We start from the raw sequence: 20,390 nt of genomic DNA on the forward strand, positions 1-20,390 counted from the left end.
TATTCATGTCCGCACAATTAGCGAAAGCAACGATGGTTGTTGACCGTAGATATACGGTTGGGGAAGTAGACAAGCGGTTGTATGGTTCCTTTGTTGAGCATTTGGGAAGAGCGGTGTATGAAGGAATCTATGAGCCGGGCCACCATTTAGCGGATGAAAGAGGGTTCCGCAAGGACGTCATGGAGCTCGTTCGGGGATTACAAGTTCCGTTCATCCGTTATCCGGGCGGCAATTTTGTATCCGGTTACAACTGGGAAGATGGGGTTGGTCCGGTTGAGGAACGTCCAAAAAGGCTGGACATCGCCTGGAGATCAACCGAGACCAACGCAATTGGAACCAATGAGTTTATGGCTTGGTGCAAAGAGGTTGGCGCCGAAGTGAATATGGCGGTTAATCTTGGCACTCGGGGTATCGATGCGGCTCGCAATCTGGTTGAATACTGCAATCATCCTAGCGGTTCCTATTATAGCGATCTAAGAATATCGCATGGATGGCGTGAGCCTCACCGGATTAAAACCTGGTGCCTGGGCAATGAAATGGATGGTCCGTGGCAGATCGGGCGAAAAACGGCGGAGGAATATGGGCGTCTTGCTGCGGAAGCAGCCAAAGCGATGAAGTGGGTGGATCCAAGCATTGAACTAGTCGCTTGCGGCAGTTCTAGCCAAGAGATGGATACGTTCGCGGAGTGGGAAGCTACTGTACTAGACCATACCTATGAGCATGTCGATTACTTATCGCTTCATAGTTATTACGGGAACCGGTCTGGCGATTCTGCGAATTTTCTGGCCAAATCGCTTGGGATGGATTCATTCATCTCTTCGGTTGTGTCCATCTGCGATTATGTGAAAGCGAAGAAACGAAGCAAGAAAAAGTTGATGCTTTCATTTGACGAATGGAATGTCTGGTATCATACAAGCGCTAATAATGATAAGCATTGGGCCGTTTCACCGCCTATCCTTGAGGATGTCTACAATCTGGAAGACGCTCTTGTGGTAGGTACGCTTCTGATCACATTGCTCAAACATGCCGACCGGGTCAAGATCGCCTGCCAAGCACAGCTGGTTAACGTCATTGCGCCTATTATGACAACAAAAGGCGGCGAAGCGTGGAAGCAGACTATTTATTATCCTTACATGCACGCTTCCCTGTATGGAAGGGGTACGGTGCTTCACACTCTGGTGAACTCTCCTAAATATGATTGCAAGGACTTCACGGATGTCAATTATTTGGAGTCGGTTGCGATTTATAATGAGGAAGCGGGAGAAGTCACGGTGTTTGCCGTTAACCGTCATTTGGAAGAATCTCTCGAACTCGAATGCGACCTACGAAGCTTCGAGCAAATCTCGCTAGTGGAGCATATTACGCTAAGCCATGAGAATTCCAAGTCCGTCAATTCCGCAGAACAACCTAATGAAGTTATTCCCAAGCAGGGACGTAATGCAACGTTAACGGATGGCAGACTAACGGCAAGTCTTGAGAAACATTCCTGGCATGTGTTTCGTTTTCGGGTATGAGTTATTTATGACAAGAAAAGAGGAGCAAACGGCAGCCGTTTGCTCCTTTCTTATTAATGCGAGTCAGTCAGATCTCCGTGCGATACTTGCGCCTACTTGAAGAGTCGTTTTTCGTGCGGTGCTTGTCCTTCTCGTCTTGCTGTTCGATGGACTGGTCTTCAACTGGGATTGGATCGACGGTGCGCTCGCTCGCGAACTTGTCGAAGAGACTCTCTTTCTCCGTCGGAATTCCCTCCGGATTGTCGCGTTTGCCCTGCTGTTGGCGCCTCCGGTCAGCGCTTCGTTCGAATGGGTTCATCGCTTGTCACCTCGGAAGTAGATTGTACGCTTTTTTACCCTTATTCCTTCAGCTTCAAACCAACACCTTTCTTCCGTATTCAACTTTATCGAAATGATATAGTATATCTATTAGGAAATAGGAGGAGAGGATGATAGTCATGAGAGAGTTAGACGAGAAGTTCATGAGAGAAGCCATTAGATTGTCTGAACTAGCTGTGCTTCAAGGGAATGAGCCTTTTGGTGCGGTCTTGGTTAAAGACGGTGAGATTGTTTATAGCAACGCCAATCAGATCTATTCGGCGACCGATCCAACGTTCCATGCCGAAGCAGGTTTGCTGCGGAGATTTTGTGCAGAAACGCAGATTACCGATTTGCAAGCGTACACGTTATATTCCAGCTGTGAACCGTGTTTCATGTGCTCGGGCGCCATGGTGTGGACGAAACTCGGACGGCTCGTATATGCGGCTAGCGATATCGATTTATGCGAGCTTCTTGGCGAGCAGGGAAGTCATGCTTCCCAAATTGTGTTTGAGCACTCGCATCATAAACCTGAAGTAACAGCCGGTGTATTGCGGGATGAAAGCTTGAAAATCTTGTCCGGCTATTTCCCTCATAACCAAAAAGGATAATGCCTATTTATCTAGAAAAACCGCGCCTCGCGCGGTTTTTTGTTGCAGGTAAACCGCCAATAAACAAGTATTGACAGTTTCCAGAAGTAGGGAATATAATTAAGACCAGATTTATGTAAGCCCTTTCAAAAAATATTCCAAGTACCTATACCCGACGAGGGTATTCATTTTCGGCAATTATGAAACCCGTTTCATGAAATAGGTTTCACAAACTGCCGGAACAGGAGGACTTATGAACGGCATGAACAGACCTGATAACGGTATCATGGATGAGGAACCTACAATTTATATCAAGCTAGAAGAAGGTTACGACGGATTTGAAGGCTGGGGCACTTCGCTTGCCTGGTGGGGTCACATTATAGGGCGCTGGAGCAATCAAGAGAAGTTGGCTGAGGTATTGGATCTCGTCTTTGACCCGGTCAAGGGTTTAGGCTTCAACATCGTCCGATACAATATCGGCGGCGGCGAGAATCCTTCCATCCAGCCGAACACGCTTCGTCCGGGAGGCGATGTTCCGGGCTTTCAACCGGAGCTCGGGCAATGGAATTGGAATGCCGATGAAGGTCAGCGGAACGTTATGCTGGAAGCGATGAAGCGAGGAGTTGACATTGCTGAAGCCTTCTCGAATTCGCCGCCTTACTGGATGACGATCAGCGGTTCGGTTACAGGCGCGGAAGACGGAGGCAATAATCTGCGGGAAGACCGTTATGAGGACTTCGCGGATTATTTGACGGAAGTTGTTAAGCACTACAAGGAAGAGTACGGCGTTATGTTCCGCACGCTTAATCCGTTAAATGAACCGGCTTCTAACTGGTGGAAGAAGGGCAATATCCAGGAAGGCGCTCATTTCTCGCTTGATAAACAAAAGAAGATTATTCAATTGACCGCTCGTTCGCTTCAACGAAAAGGATTATTCGAAACAACGGTCAGCGCGCCTGACGAGAACAGCGTGGACGAAACGCTGGACATGCTTCACGGCTATGACGAGGAGACGTATAACAGCATCTCGCAGATCAATACCCATTCCTACAACGGGGAACAGCTCGAGGAACTGCGCTTGCTCGCGAAGGATAAAGGGAAAAAGCTATGGATGTCGGAGTACGGCACGGGAGGCACACAGCCGCATGATCATGAGGATCTGAGCTGCGTCATGGAGCTGGCTGAAAGAGTGATTGCGGATCTTCGGTTGCTGCGGCCTTCCGCGTGGGTGTATTGGCAAGCCGTTGAGGACGAAAGCGCGCAAAATAACTGGGGATTTATCCACTCCGATTTCAAACGCGGCGACAGCGAGTATGAAATAACGAAGCAATATTATGCGATGGCTCAATTCAGCAAGTTTATTCGTCCGGGAAGCCGAATTCTATGGACGAATGATGCGCATTCGGTAGCGGCTTATGATTCTGCAAAGCGTCAGCTGGCGGTTGTGATTCATAACGGGGAAGGACAAAGGCAGATCTGTTGCGATCTTGGCGTTCTAACGACAGACCAACCCACTGCCAGGCTGTACCGCACATCCGAACGCGAGAACCTAGCTGAAGAGGTTGTGCCTTTGCACAGTAACAAATTTACGTTAACGCTAGAGGCACAGTCTGTGACGACAGTTGTTATTGACCATATTTCATATAAATAGGGTAAGCAGAGAGGGGCGCTTCCAATGCAGGAGACGATGTTACCGTCCAATGGATTGCCGCATGCGAATACGGCGGTTCAATATAACTCATTGTGCTACAACATTAATGGTGAGCAAGTGTTCCTGAACAGCGCGGCGATTCATTATTTCCGCATGCCGAAGGAAGAATGGCGCGAAGTACTCGTGAAGGCGAAGCTGGCAGGCATGAACTGCATCGATACGTATTTTGCCTGGAACGTCCACGAGCCGGAGGAAGGGCAATGGAATTTCGAGGGCGATTACGATTGCGGCGCGTTTCTGGATCTTTGCCATGAGCTGGGATTATGGGTAATTGCCCGCCCGGGGCCATTTATTTGCGCGGAATGGGATTTTGGCGGATTCCCGTATTGGCTGAGCACGAAGAAGAATATGAAGTTTCGTGCCTACGATGAGCAGTATTTAGCCTACGTTGACCTCTATATGGACCGTATTATTCCGATTATCCGCGAACGCGAGATCGGAGCTCGCGGCTCTGTTATTCTCGTTCAGGTGGAGAATGAATACGGTTATTTGGCAACCGATGAGGTTGCCCGCGATTATATGGTTCATCTCAGAGACGGCATGCTGGAGCGAGGTGTAACGGTCCCACTGATCACTTGCGTCGGCGGCGTTGAAGACACGGTTGAAGGTGCGAATTTCTGGTCGGGCGCGGATCATCATTACCATCATCTAGTGGAGAAGCAACCGGGAACCCCTAAGATCGTTACCGAGTTCTGGACCGGCTGGTTCGAACACTGGGGTGCGCCGGCGGCAACGCAAAAGACGGCAGCGCTTTATGAGAAAAGAATGCTGGAAGCGCTTCGGACCGGTTATACCGGCATTAGCCATTATATGTTTTTTGGCGGCACGAACTTTGGCGGTTACGGAGGGCGTACGGTAGGCGCCAGCGATATTTTTATGGTCACTTCCTATGACTATGACGCACCGCTGAACGAATACGGCCGCGTGACGGATAAATATAATACCGCGAAGCGGATGTCTTATTTCGTTAAGGCAACGGAAAACGTGCTGCTGAACGCGGTTGAAGGACCTGCTGCCCTAGCGGTTCTGTCGCAAGGCTTCTCTGCCCGTGTCCGCGAGAATGGGAATGAGCGGATCTGGTTTGTTGAAAGCTCGAAGGATGAGAGGGAAACAACAAGAATTACGCTGCAAGACGGGCGGACGATTCCGGTTACGGTGGGGCCTAATGCAATCGTTCCGGTGATCGACAGACTTGAGCTTGAACCAGGCGTTTATTTGACTTGCAACACGTATCTGATTACAAACGAACGAATCGATGGGCAGCACACGCTAATCGTTTATGCGGAGAACGGGCAACGTTCGTATATCGAGCTCGAATCTGAACAGCCGATCCTCGTGCAAGATGACGGGGTGAGAAGGCAGCAGCGTGACGGAGAGCACAGAGTGATGTTTGATCTCTGCCACTTCCAAGAGGCACAGTTCGTTCACCTAGCGATTGGCGGCAAGCCATACCGGATTATAGCCATTAACAAAGACTATGCGGACCGCGCATGGCGAATCGAAGGCAAAGACGGAGCCAAGTGGGCTTTAGGTTATGCCGACTTCGATCTGCTCCAGGGCGGAATATGCCGGGCAGCTCTCGCGGAGTGCGATGTGCAGCCGATCCATTTGGGGGATTGGGGCAAGTTATCTAACGAGTTGCAGTCGCCTTATGTATTCTTGCAAGCTCCAGTCTTGGAAGAGTGGAACACCGAAGCTTGCGTGCTGTCAGCAGCACAAGGCCAACGATCGTTGCAGCCCAAAGCTTTTTCCGAGATGGGTCAGCCTTACGGCTATTTGCTTTACGAATGTGAGATCGAAGCGGGGGATGAAACTTCTATTCCTCTTGTCATTTCCAAGCTTGAAGATACGGCCAGAGTATATGTGAATGGCATCCAGCAAACCTTGGTGCACAAAGTTGGGGCGGCAGCGGTAGAGGTGGAACTGACGCCAAACGGCAGCAACCGCCTGCAAATTCTGGTGCAAAATATGGGCAGGCTTAATTTCTCGCCGTACTTGGGGGAAGTGAAAGGGATGGCCGGAGCGGTCTATTCGGGCGGCCAATCGATTGACTTGCTTGGCGGTTGGAGGCATGAAGATGCCGTCATCCATCTGAACGAAGTGAATGCCATTGCCAGCGGTACTACGATCCGCAGAACCTTTACCGTGGATGGCGGATATGACCGTGCGATACTGGTTGGCGCGATTAGCGGCAAGCTCAGCATTAACGGCAAGGACATTCAGCTTGAAGGCTATCAAGATTGGTTCCTGCATCATACGCTGGATGTCTCCGAGTATATGCAAGAAGGAACTAACGCGATCGAAATGGCTTACGTGAAGTCGCCGCTTGAGCGTCTGGAGCTGCTGGTTGCTTCCTCGACGCAAGAGTTAAACGGCTGGCGGATTGCTGATGTCGAGAAGCTTGAACGTCAGCCTCATGCTGGCGGTTCGGGCACTCCGGTATGGCACGCGGTTAAGTTTGATAGACCGGATCTTCCGCTTGACGTCAATGCCAAGCTGAAGCTGCGTTTGTCAGGCATGAGCAAAGGTTCATTGTGGCTGAACGGGATTAACCTGGGCCGCTACTGGCAGATCGGTCCCCAGGAGGATTATAAGATTCCGATGGCATGGCTGCATGACCGCAACGAGCTTGTCCTGTTCGACGAGAACGGCGCAAGTCCGTCCAATGTGCGTTTACTTTATGATCAGGCGTCCAGCAAACGCTGGATTTCCCTTTAGGAAAAATGAACTAGCGCTGCGGTTGAAATCCGTTTCATAAGCAACCTGACTTTGGTATAATCTCAATTATATATCCGTTGTTCTAGAGGGGAACCTATTAGATGAAGCAAATAACCGTGTACGATATCGCGAAAGAAGCCAAGGTCTCCGTTGCAACCGTCTCGCGCGTTCTGAATGACACAGCTCCCGTACGCGCTTCAACGCGGGAGAAAATCGAAGCGATTATGCAGAAATACCAGTTTCAGCCAAATGCGAACGCGAGAAGTCTTCTGAAGAAAGAAACGGGGATTATCGGCATTATTTTACCTGATATTACGAATCCGTTTTTCCCAGAAGTATTCTCCGGAGCGGAACAGGAAGGAAGAGAATCCGGCCATACGTTTTTCCTCTGCAATACGACGGGCCTTCATGATAAGGAATCGGAATTTCTGACCATTATGCAAGAGAAGCGCGTGGACGGCATTTTGTTTATGGGCGGGCGCATTAATCTGAAGGATTGCCATCCTGCCTTGATCCAAGAGGTAGTTGAGCATTCGCAGAAAATTCCGATGGTACTCGTCAACGGGAATTTGAAGGATTCCGGCATTACCCGCGTCGTCACGGATGAATATGCGGGAACCGTACTGGGAGTTAAGCATTTAATCGAGATTGGGCATACGAAGATTGGTTTTATCGGCGGGGAGAGCCATATGTCTACTACCGCGGTTAAACTTCGTGCTTTTAAGAAGACGTTGAAGGACGCGGGTTTGGCTGTGAGGGAAGATTGGATTTTACCGGACAGCTTTTCCGTCGAGTCGGGAAGAACGCAAATGGAAGTTTTGCTGAACCGCAAGGACCGGCCGACAGCCGTATGCTGCGTGAACGATTTTACCGCAATCGGAGCAATCAAAGCAGCGGTTGAACAAGGAGTCCGCGTGCCGGAGGATATCTCAATTGTTGGCTTCGACGATATTCCGCTGGCTCATCATGTGATTCCCGAGCTGACAACCGTGTCCCAGCAAGCGAATCAACTTGGCCGAACCGCCGTGAAGGTGTTGCGCGAACTTATGAATAAGGAAAAGATCAAAAAAATCTATTCTCTGGAACCGGAGCTTATCGTGAGACAAAGCACGCGGCTAATAATCGAATAGACGATAAAAAATCGCCTTCTCCCGGTAGTATGCCAGGTTGAGGGCGATTTTATTTTTAATCTTTGGGATCCTGGAGCGTCCGGAGCAAGAAAAATTGCTTGGCCAGAAACACAGGCGTATAAGGCATGTCCTCGCGAAGCCAAGACACGATCGTACCAATTAACGCCGCAGAGCTGTACCAGATGGCAATATCCTTTTGGATATTGGCTTTTGCGATAACGGAATCGTTGCCTCTTTTGTCGATTCCTTCACTGATCAGCCCGGTGAGAAGGCGAAGCAATCGCTCCGTAAAGATGGGGGTGCGCCGCGAGCCCAGAATAATCTTGTAGAACTTCGAGTGAGCCGCAATATGCTCAAGCAATTTAACCAGCATCGTTGTATTGATCACATCCGGAGAATCGGATTTTACGGTTGAGCGGTCAAGCACCTGATGGATATCTTCAATCATGTCATCCGCCATTTTCTCGAGCATATCGGGAATGTCCTTATAATGAAGGTAGAAGGTAACCCGGTTGATGGTCGCGCGCTCTGCGAGCCTGTTGACTGAGATTTTCTCGATGTCCATTTCTTCGAGCAGATCGATAAAGGCATCTCTTAAGAGCTGTCTTGTCCGCAAAATCCGGGGATCCGTACGCGTCGTTGGCTTATCCATTTCTCACAAACCTTTCTTTTACTAATAAATGGCATACTAGTAAACTACATTTTTGTTTTTGTTGTATTATTTTATTTACATAAGCTACACATTAATAATTTACTGTCTATTAATTTACAGTATTGCCCGGAATCGTCGCTTGTAAAAGATGCGGCGCGAGCTATAATTTAATTTATACAATGTTCACTATACGACACATTGTAAATTTAGTCTAGAGAGACAAGAAAGAAGGATGGAGCGGTTGAGTAAAGAGTTTCAAGCAAACAGTTCTGTCAAAAAAGGTCCTATTTTATTTGTCATGATCTTAGGTGCCTTCCTTGCGACGTTGAACCAAACCATTATGAGCGTAGCCGGCCCGGAGTTAATGACGGATTTCAATATCTCGGCTGCTACAGTCCAATGGCTAACGACCGGCTACATGCTGGTTAACGGGATTTTAATTCCAATTACGGCCTTTTTAATGCAGAGATTTACGACGCGCGAATTGTTCCAGACGTCGATGATTTTATTCCTGGCAGGTACCATCGTGTCGGCAATAGCGACGGACTTTAATGTCCTGTTGATCGGCCGGTTGATTCAAGCAGCCGGTGCCGGTATTATCATGCCGCTTCTTATGACGGTTATCTTGACCTTGTTCCCTCCCGAGAAACGGGGCGGCGCAATGGGGATGGTCGGTTTCGCTATTATCTTTGCCCCGGCGATTGGTCCAACACTTGCCGGCTGGGTTATGGAGAATTTCAAATGGGAAGTTATGTTCTATGGCATGATTCCATTTGTCATTATCGTAATCCTTTGCGCTCAGATCTTCCTAAGGAACGTATCGGAACGTTCTTATCCGAAGATCGATGTTCTTAGCGTTATTTTGTCCACGATTGGATTTGGCGCTATGCTGTACGGCTTCAGCCGCGCGGGCAGCGCGGGTTGGGAAAGCGCGGAAGTGCTGATTACGATTATCGGCGGTCTCGTTTCACTTGCCCTGTTTGTATGGAGACAGCTTATTTCGAGCAATCCGCTTCTTGATCTGCGCGCCTTCAAATACAATATGTACAGCTTGACGACGCTTATCAATATTGCAATTACGATGGTGATGTACGCCGATATGATGCTGCTCCCGCTTTACTTGCAGAACGCACGCGGTTATACGGCAATGGAATCGGGTCTGCTCCTTCTTCCAGGCGCTTTGATCATGGGCTTCCTGATGCCTGTAACCGGTAAGTTGTTCGATAAGTTTGGCGCGAAATGGCTGGCGATTTCCGGTATGGTTATTGTCATTGCAACGACGCTTGGCTTCATTAATTTGACGGATACAACGAGCTACACGTACCTCGTGCTGATGTCGACCGGCCGTCGGATCGGTATGGCGCTTCTGATGATGCCTGTTCAAACCGCAGGCCTCAACCAATTGCCTAATCGCCTTAATGCGCATGGCACGGCGATTTCCAACACGATCAGACAGGTAGCCGGCGCGGTAGGCACTTCGCTTCTCGTTACGATTCTGACGACTCAGACGAAGTCCCATCTGCAGGATTCCATGGCAGCCGGGGCAACGGAAGGTGTGACGCAACAACAAATGATTACGAATGCGACGATTAGCGGGATGAACGATGCTTATCTGGTTATCGTAGGCATTGGCGTTATTGGTCTAATTCTGACCTTCTTCCTGAAACGCGTTGCGCAAGCTTCCGATGAGAAAGAATCAAATACTAATTCGGCTTCCAAGAAGGTTGCCGTTGAAGGATAGAACGACCATAGGAAGAGCCGCCGAGAGGCGGCTCTTTTTTTGTGTGTAAAATCACGACATTTACTGCTTTGGACAGTGGTCTGCTTTTATAGGGAGTGGTATAATAAAGCAATTATTGAGACTTTTCCCATCCTTTCGGTTTGGCCGGATTGAAAGGGGTTAACGGATGAAGAAGAACCGCATGAATCTGCTTATTCAGCATCTAGTTTCTTATTTTCTTGTGCTATTGTTCCCTCTAATGATCATCTTGGTCTACTATTACCCTCATTCCACGGCGGTTGTGAAGCAGAAGGAGATGGACTGGAATACCCATTTAACGGAGCAGGTCAAAACGTCGATGGATACGTTCACGCGCTACGTGTACAATCTGCCGTTCGAGCTGCTGAAGAACAGGGAAATCAAGTTGTACAACGCCGAGGATATCGATTATCAGCGCGTGCAGATCGCTAATGAAATGCGCAAATATAACGCCACAGACGGATTAATTGACAACACCCTGCTGTACATAGAGAGTATGGGTTACTTGTTCGCCAAAACGGGAAGCGCTTACAATGTAGGCGACTTCGGTAAACCCGGGATCGGGTATTACTATAAAGACTGGCCGAACATGTTTAATGAATTAAACCATTTGAAAGGGACCATCGTGAGACCCGTGGAAGATGTCATTATTCCGGGAAGCAATCATGTTCGGATGCTTACCTTTGCATTGCCGCTTCCCATTGGCGGTTATGAAACGCCGGGAGCGGTTCTTATTATGGTCCGGGAAGATACGATTATCCGGATGTTGAATACGATGTCGGAGATGTACAGCGGGGACTTCTTTATATTGGACGGGGAAGGGCGTCCGCTGCTAACCTCAAGCAAAGGCTCGTATATTCCAACGAATGAAGTGCAAAGCTTCTTGACCGGTCTTGATAAAGACGGCAAAGGGGCAGGCTTGTATGAGAAGGATGGCCGATCTTATATTATTTCGCACACCGTATCGGATAAGAACGGATGGCAATACGCAAGCGTCTTGCCTGTGACGGAGATGTTGAAGGGCATTCAGGAAATCCAAAGGAATACCGTTATTCTGATTGGGCTTATGCTGCTTCTGGAGCTTCTTGTTATCTATATCGCCATCCGCCGGAATTACCAGCCGATCAAACGGATCGTGGACTTTGCATCCAATCTGTTTGAGCCAGCAGGCAGGAAGCCGATGAATGAATTCGAGATGATCCGTTTTGCTCTAGGCGAACTGGTATCCGCGAACAGCTCCTTGGATGCAAGAGTGAAGCAGACGATGCCGGTGATGCGGGATAATCTTCTGCTTGAACTTGTCAGCGGGAAGGCCGGCAATGACGAAGCTTATAGGAGCCAGGCAGCCGCGTATGGCATTACCTTCCCTCATCAAGCGGTGGCCGTTGCGGTTATGTCGATTCAATCCCCGAAGAAGGACGAAGGCGAAGAATGCAAGGCCGCGGAGTTCCTCCGTTCCATGGAGGATAGGCAGCCAAGCGAAGTGACGGGGTATTTTCTAAAAAGCATTTACAGTCATGAAATGATATACGTCTGCTCGTACGAGGAAGACTTCCAGGTGAAGCAATTCCTAACGGATACCGGGACTAAGCTTGAAGAAAATACAGGGGCGAAAGTTCATATCGGCATTGGCACGGCCAGCAGGCCGGATCGGTCAGAAGCCGTTCATGTCGCGTATTTGCAAGCAGTTAGGGCAACGGAGCATCTTCAGCTTCGCGGTGGCCATACCGTTATTGTGTTTGATGAACTGGAGACGCCTAAAGCGAGCTCAGTGTCCTATTACGCAGAATTGCTGCAGTCGCTGGAACTGTCAATTTTGAAAAACGATGCCGGTTCTGTCCGTTCCATTACGGAACGGATCATTGCCCAGATGAACAGCGACGGCATGCCTCCTCATATGGTGCGCAGCGTATATATGAACACGGTAAGCGCGCTTCTCAACGGATTGCAGAGATTTAGCCCTGATGACGATGACTTGCTCAGATTATCCGATTCAGCCTTTCAATTCCGCAATACCGTTGATCAGATGTCGGAGATAGTCGGGGATAGCTGCGCCCGGCTGTGCCTGATGATTCAGAACACGTTGCCGACAGTTCGCCATGCTTCCCAGGATGAAATTACGCGCTTTATAGAACAGAGAGGTTTGCAGCCGGAATTCTCGTTGCAGCTGATCGCTGACCATTTTGCTATGTCTCCGTCCAACTTCAGCCACCATTTCAAAAAAACGATGGGCCAAAACTTTAAAGAATATATCGATTTGTTCCGCATTCAACTCTCCATTCAACTGCTGAAGACGACGGACCAGACGTTGGACGGCGTTGCGCAGCAGACGGGCTTCTCCAATACGTCAAGCTTTATCCGCTGCTTCAAAAAAATCGTAGGTACGACACCCGGCCAATACAGAGAAACGCATAGGCTCATCTCCTAAACAAGCAGCTACTGCTCCGCAGACAACCTGCCGATTCGCTCGGCGGGTTTTTGTTTTGACCTGGCAAGAGTCAATAATTGAACATCTACAATAATTGAAAGCGACAATAATAAAGCGTTTTCACGACTTTTTTGTTAAACGCTTTCAAAAAATGCAAACCGTTCGAAAACTGTCCGTATACGGCATTGCGCCATCCCGATTACTGTGGATGTACCGGGCGAGACGCCTTGGGGCAGCCCATCGCAAGAGATGCGCTGCGCGTACATTTTTATACTATTGAGGGGGCAATGACATGCGGAGAAAAGTAGTCGGCTTCATCACCGTCATGCTTGCTGCAACGGCCATTATGTCGGCGTGCAGCAACTCGAATTCGAATTCGGGCGGAAGCAACGGAAATAGCGGCAATACGGGAGCAAGCCCTACGGCAGACGGCTCATCAGGCGGCGGCACCGGCAAGAAAGTGAAGCTTACCGCCATTATGACCAAACATCCGCTGACTAAACCTCTCAAAGACATGGAATGGCTGCAGCAGGTAGAAGAGAAGGCGGGCGTTGAGATCGAATGGCAAGAGATTACGGCGGACTGGGATCAGAAGAAAGGAACGATGCTAGCAAGCGGGGACGTACCGGATCTCTTTATTGGTCCTAACGTAATCACGGATGCGGACATGGCTCAGTTCCAAGGTTTGTTCCAAGACCTGTCGGGCAGCTTGGATCAGATGCCTAACGTGCAGGCCATGTTTGAAGCGAAGCCGGAGACGGAGAAAATAGCCAAGCAGCCTGACGGCAAAATTTTCGGCTTGCCGAAATACCAACGATATTGGCCTTCAACCGCTACCCGCCAATATATCAATCAGAAGTGGCTGGATAACTTGGGTCTGAAAATGCCAACAACCTGGGATGAGCTGTACGATGTGCTCGTAGCGTTCAAAGAACAGGACGCGAACGGCAACGGCGATCCAAACGACGAGATTCCAATGGACTGGCCGGGTGGAATCGGCGGTTACTTCAATGCGGCTTACCTGCTGAGCGGAACCGGCATGACGCTGACAGACGGCAGCCCGCAAGGTTATTTCGTAGAAGACGGAGTCGTGAAAAATTACCTGGTGGATGAGCGTTACAAGTCGCTTGTTGTGTTCCTGAACAAACTTTATAAGGCAGGCCTCATCAATCCGGAAGTATTTACGCATGATTATACGAAATACCAGTCCGTTGCCCGCGGCGAAGGGGATACGGCGAAGGTTGGCTTTACGATGGGATGGGTCGCATCCGACCGGTTTGGCGAGCAGCTTGCGCCGCAGTACACCTCGATGTCGCCGCTCATGGCAACGCCGGGCAGTCAAGTCTCCTGGAGTTATGACTACAATTCTTTGAACTATGGCGTTAATCAGATCGTTATGTCGGCTAAATCGAAAAACAAAGAAGCCGCTATGCGCTTCATCAATGAGCTGTATGCGCCGGATATGGGCATGCAAGTGCTCTTCGGTTCCCTTGGGCCAAACATCAAGGATAATGGCGACGGTACTTATAGCGTATTGCCTCCGGCAGATCCGAAGATGGACCCGGGCACATGGAAATGGACATCTACTATGGCGGATAACGGAGCTTTCTATATTCCGGATTCGCTGCAGCTGACGCTTGGCAAAGATATGCAGGAAGTATTGGAGCAATCGAAGCCGATCGACGCGATTCAGATCGACGTGGACAATGACGTATATCCCGGCTTCCTGAAATACACGAGCGCGGACAATAGCACGATGGGATTAAACAATACAAACGTCATGAACCTGGCGAATACCAACTTTGCGAAATGGGTGACCAAAGGCGGCATTGAAGGGGAATGGGACAGCTATGTGAAGGAAAGCGATAAGGCCGGCCTGAAACAAAACCTTGAAATTATGCAGAAGTATTACGACGAATACAAGAAGCAATAAGAGGCTGCGGAAGCCGGCATACCCCTGAAGGAACCGGTATGCCGGCCTCTGGCAGGCAAAGGAGGTTATAGGCCGATGCGAATATTAGGAGGAGGACTTCGGGCATTAAGGCGGGACTATCAGCTGTGGATTATGATCGCGCCCGCGATTGCCGCCGTTCTAATCTTTAACTATATTCCGATGTACGGCATTCAGCTTGCGTTCAAGGATTTCGACTTTGCGAAAGGCTTGACCGGAGGCGCTTGGCGGGGCGTCGATTATTTCAAGCAGTTTATTGACAGCTATCTGTTCACCGATCTGATGCGCAATACGTTCTTGATCAGCTTGGCGACGATTATCGTCGGATTCCCGGCGCCTATTATTCTCGCTTTGATTCTGAACCAGATCCGTCGCAAGCGGTTTAAAAACGTGATGCAGACGACCGTTTATTTGCCGCATTTTATATCGATTATTGTGCTTGTCGGCATGATGAACGTGCTGATGTCGCCGGAGACCGGCGTAATCGGTTATATGATGAAGGGGCTGGGACTTGGCCATATCAACCTTATTGCCTCGACCAATACGTTTATTCCGGTCTATGTCCTGTCGGATATTTGGCAGCATTGCGGCTGGAACAGCATTATTTACCTAGCGGCATTATCGACCGTTGATCCGCAGCTATATGACTCCGCGAAGATTGACGGTGCAGGCAGAATGAAGATGATCCGTTATGTCGACCTGCCGGCGCTTGTTCCAACGATTATTATTTTGTTCATCCTCAGCATGGGCAATATCTTAAGCACGGGCTTCGAGAAAATCTTCCTTATGCAGAATTCGCTTAATCTGCCCGTATCCGAAGTGATTGCCACGTACGTATACAAAATCGGGATCATATCCAATCAATTCAGCTACGCTTCCGCGATAGGTTTATTTAATACGCTGATTAATTTTGTGTTCCTGTTTGCGATGAACGCGGCTTCCAAGAAAATGTCCAATACAAGCCTCTATTAACGCGGAAAGGAGGGAATCCCTATGACACTGAAGGGCATGGGTGGCAAAGAGCTAGCCTTTCATATTTTGCTATATTCGTTATGCGCGGTTATTTTTCTCGTTATTATGTATCCGCTCTATTTTATCGTGATCGCTTCCTTTAGCGATTCGACGCTTGTGTCTACCGGGAAAGTGCTGTTGTTTCCGAAGGGAAGCAGCCTGTTCGGCTACAAGGAAATTTTCCAGGACAGCCGTGTCTGGACCGGCTACCGCAATACGTTGTTCTACACGTTGTTTGGAACGCTGGTCAACATGCTGTTTACGATGCCCGCCGCTTACGTGTTGTCGCGCAAGGAGTTTAAGGCTAGGCGTCCGATCATGTTCCTGTTTGTCGTGACGATGTTTTTCAACGGCGGTCTGATTCCGACCTATCTCTTGATGAAGGATCTTCATATTACGAATACGTTCTGGGTGTTTATCCTGCCGTTTTGCGTCAATATCTTCTACCTGATTATTGCGAGGACTTTCTTCGAGACCGCGCTGCCCGCAGAGCTACACGAAGCGGCGGTGATGGACGGCTGCTCGCATTTCATGTTTTTCGCCAAGGTGGCGTTGCCGCTCTCCAAGGCATTGATCTCGGTCATTGGGCTCTACTACCTGGTCGGACACTGGAATGATTTCTTTACCGGTCTGATCTACATTCGGGACAATAATCTTCAGCCGCTGCAAATCGTGCTAAGGGATATTTTGCTGTCCAACCAGGTATTCCAGAACGGCGCAGGCACCGGAGGAGGCGCGGCTTCGGGCGGTTACGCCCAGCGTTATGCCGACCAAATCAAATACGGCGTTATTATCGTATCTTCGCTGCCGATTCTGATGTTGTATCCGTTCTTGCAAAAATATTTCGAGAAGGGGGTTATGATTGGTTCGGTGAAAGGGTGATGACCACTCGATAAACGGAGAGGAGCTTGTTCGAATCCATGAAGTTGAAAAAGCTTGGTTTGCTCTTGCTAGTGTTGACCGTAACCTTGCCTTTCACGGCGTTTGGAGCCTCGGCAGACAGCGGCAGCAAGGCTGGATCCGGCACTGTGCCAGCTGATCCGTCGTTTACCAACGTATCCGTGCACGATCCATCGATCGTACGGGACGGCGATACTTATTATGTGTTTGGTTCCCATATCGAAGCGGCCAAATCTACCGATCTGATGAACTGGGAGAGGTTCACCAACGGTTATGCCACTCCGAATAATGTGCTTTACGGCAATCTCCCGCAAAACTTGGCTACTTCCTTCAAATGGGCGGGGGAGAACGATTCTGACAGCAAAGGCGGGTTCTCGGTCTGGGCGCCGGATGTGTTCTGGAATGCCAGTTATCGAAATTCGGACGGGACAAAAGGCGCATATATGCTCTTTTACTGCACGTCATCCACGTATATCCGTTCGGCGATTGGCTTTGCGGTGTCGCAAAATATCGAAGGTCCTTATACGTATGGGGATACGCTTTTGTATTCCGGTTTTACGGCAAACGAGGCTTATGATGCAAATAGCGTTATTAACAAGAAGTGGACGAACACCAATATTCCTCAGTTAATCAAGGAAGGCAAGCTGAGCGAAGAGAGCGACAAGTGGTTTAATGCGGACGGAACGTTCGCTAACCTTCAATATCCTAACGCCATCGACCCGCAGCTGATGTGGGATAAGAGCGGCAAGCTATGGATGTCCTACGGTTCTTGGTCCGGCGGCATTTATACGCTGCAGATTGATCCGGCGACGGGCAAAGCGATTTATCCGGGCAAAGATTCCGTAACGAAGGACGGCCGGATGGTAGACCGCTACTTCGGTACCAAGATTGCAGGCGGTTATTATAAGTCCGGTGAAGGACCTTATATGGTCTATAACAAAGATACGGACTACTACTATTTGTTTGAAACGATTGGGTGGCTAGGCGCAGACGGCGGATATAACATGCGGCTGTACCGTTCGAACAATCCGCTTGGACCGTTTGTGGATGCGGCTGGCCAAAGCGCCGTGCTTGCGGAAGACACGGACAACTCGTCCGTGGGCAACAAGCTGATGGGCAATTTCCTGTTCAAGCGGGAGGTTGGCGACCCGGGTACGGGCATTGGATACGGTTACGTATCTCCGGGGCATAACTCTTTCTACCAGGATCCAAAGACGGGCAAGATGTTTCTCGTATTCCATTCCCGGTTCCCGAAACAAGGCGAGGTTCACGAAGTTCGCGTGCATCAAATGTTTATGAACAAGGACGGTTGGCTCGTCGCTTCGCCTTACCGGTATGCGGGAGAATCGCTTGCGAAGGTGAATCGTCAGGATCTGATTGGCGAATATAAGTTTATTAATCACGGCAAAGGGACAACGGCCGATATTGTAGAGTCTAGCTATGTGACGTTGAACAAAAACAATAAAGTGACCGGAGATGAATCGGGCTCGTGGAAAACAACCGGCCATAACGATGCGGAACTAACTTTGGATGGCAAGACGTACAAAGGGGTGTTCGTGCAAGGTTGGGATCCGCTCGCCGAGTCGTTTGTGATGACATTTACCGCGATGTCCAGCGACGGAGTGGCAATCTGGGGCAGCAAACAACAAGAGAAGACGGACGTTCAGCTTGTGCGGGATGTAATAGCTGATCTGAACGTAGGGGACACAAGCCGCGTAATTGCGAATCTGGATTTGCCGTCCGAAGGGGCGCGGCATGCTTCTATCGCATGGACGTCCAGCGATCCGGCTATCGTGTCGGCAGAAGGCGTGGTGACGCGGCCGGCATCCGGAACGCCGGCCGCGGAAGTGACCTTAACCGCAGTGGTTGCCAAAGGAGCGGCTAGCGGAACCAAAAGCTTTAAATTAACCGTTCTGCCGTATACGGATGCGGCTCTGCTCGCGAAATACTCGTTTGACAATGACTTAAGCGATTCGACCGGCAGCTTTGGCGATGGCACGATTACCGGCAACCGAATCGATAACACGGGCGGCACGATGTCGTATGCAACCGGAGTAGCCGGGCAAGCGGCTGTCTTTGACGGCAATTCCGGCGTAAAGCTGCCGAATAAGCTGATCGACAGCAATCAATATTCGGTATCGCTATGGGTGAAGCCGGATCAGCTGACGACTTATACGACTACCTTTTTTGGCGCGAAGGACGGCTTTAATTGGGTAAGTCTAGTGCCGCAAGGACCGGCAGCCAACCAGACGATGGTATGGTCCGGCAGCGGTGTCTGGTACGACGGCGCTACCGGATTAACTATACCGACCGGAGAATGGACGCATCTGGCTTATTCGGTAGATAACGGCACGCTTTCAGTCTACGTCAACGGAAAGCAGACATTCAGCGGTTCGAATTTCCCGGACATCTTCACCGGATCGGATTCGGTCTTCAGCTTAGGCGTGAACTGGTGGGATGCCCCGTTCAAAGGCCAGCTTGATGAGCTTCAACTGTTTGACGGAGCGCTAAGTCCCCCTCAAATTGAGAGATTGTCGGAACGATAATGTAAAAAACATTCGCCAGCTTCGCCTGTTCGTACAGGTAGCTGGCGATTATTTTATATGCCGGTGTTTTGTAAGACGCAGGAAGACAGGGGGCAGTTGACGAAAGGCATAATCAGTACGAAACATTTCAAACATCTGTTTGTTGTCCGCGATAATAAAAAGTAAAGGGGATTAAAAAATGGCAATTGTAATGTGCTTCCCGGAGGGGCGACATAAGGCGCTAACGCTTAGCTACGATGACGGCAGGTTCGCCGACCGGCGGCTTGTCGAGATTTTTAACAGGTATGGGCTGAAAGGGTCATTTCATCTAAATTCTGGTTTGCTTGGTTCCAAAGACCGGTTGGGAGAGGACGACATTAAGCCGCTTTATGCCGGCCACGAGGTATCGGCCCATACGCTCACGCATCCGTCGATTGCCCGCTGCCCGAATGCGCAAATCGTCCAAGAGGTGACGGAGGATCGGCGCAATCTGGAACGTATCGTTGGTTACACGGTCCGGGGAATGTCCTATCCTAACGGCTCCTATAACGAGAGGATTAAAAGTCTACTGCCCGGTCTTGGCATCGAATATGCCCGGGTTGTTCCAAGCACGGGACAATATCATATGCCGGAAGATTGGCTCGAGTGGCAGCCGACCTGCCATCATAACCGGGATTTGATGAAACACGCGGAGGAATTCGTTAGTCTTCACAAGACGCAACATTTGTATCTCATGTACGTGTGGGGCCATAGTTATGAATTTGACAATGACAACAACTGGGAGCTGATGGAACAATTCGGACAGTTCATTAGCGGTAAAGCGGACATTTGGTATTGCACGAACATGGAACTTGTGGATTATGCGAAAGCATTCGAAAACTTAAGGTTTGCGGCAGACCTAAGCTTTGTCTACAATCCGACGGCGATCAGCGTATGGCTTAATGTTGACGGAGAGGTTGCGGTCGTAAAAGGCGGCGAACAGATCAGCTTGTAGCGCTAGCTGTGGCAGACAATGAAATCCGGCAAGTTTTGACAAAAATTTCGCGGGACCAATACTAGATATGAGAAGAAAGTTGGATGCCAAGTTGTAGAGAAAGCAGTACAATTGGTCTCATGAAACCGCTTTCTTCTTTTTTGTGGCCGCGAGAAGCCATGCTGGGTTTCATCTTTTTATGCCTATTGTGAAACGGGTTTCATGAAACCG

14 protein-coding genes are annotated in these 20,390 nt (G+C 49.6%); 12 read left to right on the plus strand and 2 right to left on the minus strand.

Features of this window, described 5'->3' with window-relative positions:
* Nucleotides 1-5 precede the first annotated feature (5 nt).
* Nucleotides 6-1,514 carry an alpha-N-arabinofuranosidase gene (locus tag QQK89_RS05575; RefSeq protein WP_284237490.1) on the plus strand — a complete coding sequence of 503 codons (1,509 nt, stop codon included), beginning with the start codon at nt 6-8 and terminating at the stop codon, nt 1,512-1,514.
* A gap of 67 nt (nt 1,515-1,581) precedes the next feature.
* Here the strand turns inward: QQK89_RS05575 and QQK89_RS05580 are convergent, their stop codons facing one another.
* Nucleotides 1,582-1,812: a hypothetical protein gene (locus QQK89_RS05580; protein WP_284237491.1), complete on the minus strand. Its 231-nt coding sequence runs from the start codon at nt 1,810-1,812 to the stop codon at nt 1,582-1,584.
* Between the two features lie 139 nt (nt 1,813-1,951).
* On the opposite strand from QQK89_RS05580, the gene QQK89_RS05585 reads away from it, so the two are divergent.
* The 4 genes from QQK89_RS05585 (at nt 1,952) to QQK89_RS05600 (ending at nt 7,960) form a co-directional block, all read left to right on the plus strand.
* Nucleotides 1,952-2,422: a nucleoside deaminase gene (locus QQK89_RS05585; protein WP_284237492.1), complete on the plus strand. Its 471-nt coding sequence runs from the start codon at nt 1,952-1,954 to the stop codon at nt 2,420-2,422.
* 241 nt (nt 2,423-2,663) lie between these two features.
* On the plus strand, nt 2,664-4,052 hold the full coding sequence (locus tag QQK89_RS05590) for a glycoside hydrolase family 30 protein (RefSeq protein ID WP_284237493.1): 1,389 nt from the start codon (nt 2,664-2,666) through the stop codon (nt 4,050-4,052).
* 24 nt (nt 4,053-4,076) lie between these two features.
* On the plus strand, nt 4,077-6,830 hold the full coding sequence (locus tag QQK89_RS05595; protein ID WP_284237494.1) for a beta-galactosidase: 2,754 nt from the start codon (nt 4,077-4,079) through the stop codon (nt 6,828-6,830).
* 101 nt (nt 6,831-6,931) lie between these two features.
* Nucleotides 6,932-7,960 (plus strand): LacI family DNA-binding transcriptional regulator, encoded by a 1,029-nt coding sequence (locus tag QQK89_RS05600; protein ID WP_284237495.1) that lies wholly within the window; start codon nt 6,932-6,934, stop codon nt 7,958-7,960.
* A gap of 55 nt (nt 7,961-8,015) precedes the next feature.
* Here the strand turns inward: QQK89_RS05600 and QQK89_RS05605 are convergent, their stop codons facing one another.
* Nucleotides 8,016-8,612: a TetR/AcrR family transcriptional regulator gene (locus QQK89_RS05605; protein WP_284237496.1), complete on the minus strand. Its 597-nt coding sequence runs from the start codon at nt 8,610-8,612 to the stop codon at nt 8,016-8,018.
* Between the two features lie 232 nt (nt 8,613-8,844).
* Here QQK89_RS05605 and QQK89_RS05610 point away from each other — a divergent pair, with 232 nt between their 5' ends.
* The 7 genes from QQK89_RS05610 to QQK89_RS05640 all read left to right on the plus strand — a co-directional run bounded on the left by QQK89_RS05610 (nt 8,845) and on the right by QQK89_RS05640 (nt 20,180).
* Nucleotides 8,845-10,353: a DHA2 family efflux MFS transporter permease subunit gene (locus QQK89_RS05610; protein ID WP_284237497.1), complete on the plus strand. Its 1,509-nt coding sequence runs from the start codon at nt 8,845-8,847 to the stop codon at nt 10,351-10,353.
* A gap of 166 nt (nt 10,354-10,519) precedes the next feature.
* Complete coding sequence (locus QQK89_RS05615) at nt 10,520-12,799, plus strand: AraC family transcriptional regulator (RefSeq protein ID WP_284237498.1); 2,280 nt, start codon at nt 10,520-10,522, stop codon at nt 12,797-12,799.
* Nucleotides 12,800-13,091: 292 nt separating this feature from the next.
* Nucleotides 13,092-14,732: an ABC transporter substrate-binding protein gene (locus QQK89_RS05620; RefSeq protein WP_284237499.1), complete on the plus strand. Its 1,641-nt coding sequence runs from the start codon at nt 13,092-13,094 to the stop codon at nt 14,730-14,732.
* A gap of 75 nt (nt 14,733-14,807) precedes the next feature.
* Nucleotides 14,808-15,722, plus strand: coding sequence for an ABC transporter permease (locus tag QQK89_RS05625; RefSeq protein WP_284237500.1), 915 nt, complete (start codon nt 14,808-14,810; stop codon nt 15,720-15,722).
* A 21-nt stretch (nt 15,723-15,743) separates the two neighbouring features.
* Nucleotides 15,744-16,643, plus strand: a complete 900-nt coding sequence (locus tag QQK89_RS05630) for a carbohydrate ABC transporter permease (protein WP_284237501.1) — start codon at nt 15,744-15,746, stop codon at nt 16,641-16,643.
* A gap of 38 nt (nt 16,644-16,681) precedes the next feature.
* A complete protein-coding gene (locus tag QQK89_RS05635; RefSeq protein WP_284237502.1) occupies nt 16,682-19,207 on the plus strand; it encodes a LamG-like jellyroll fold domain-containing protein in 2,526 nt (841 codons plus the stop codon).
* A gap of 178 nt (nt 19,208-19,385) precedes the next feature.
* Nucleotides 19,386-20,180 (plus strand): polysaccharide deacetylase family protein, encoded by a 795-nt coding sequence (locus tag QQK89_RS05640; RefSeq protein WP_284237503.1) that lies wholly within the window; start codon nt 19,386-19,388, stop codon nt 20,178-20,180.
* The last annotated feature ends 210 nt before the right edge of the window (nt 20,181-20,390 follow it).

This window comes from Paenibacillus glycanilyticus (genome assembly GCF_030161375.1).
Lineage (GTDB): Bacteria > Bacillota > Bacilli > Paenibacillales > Paenibacillaceae > Pristimantibacillus > Pristimantibacillus glycanilyticus_B.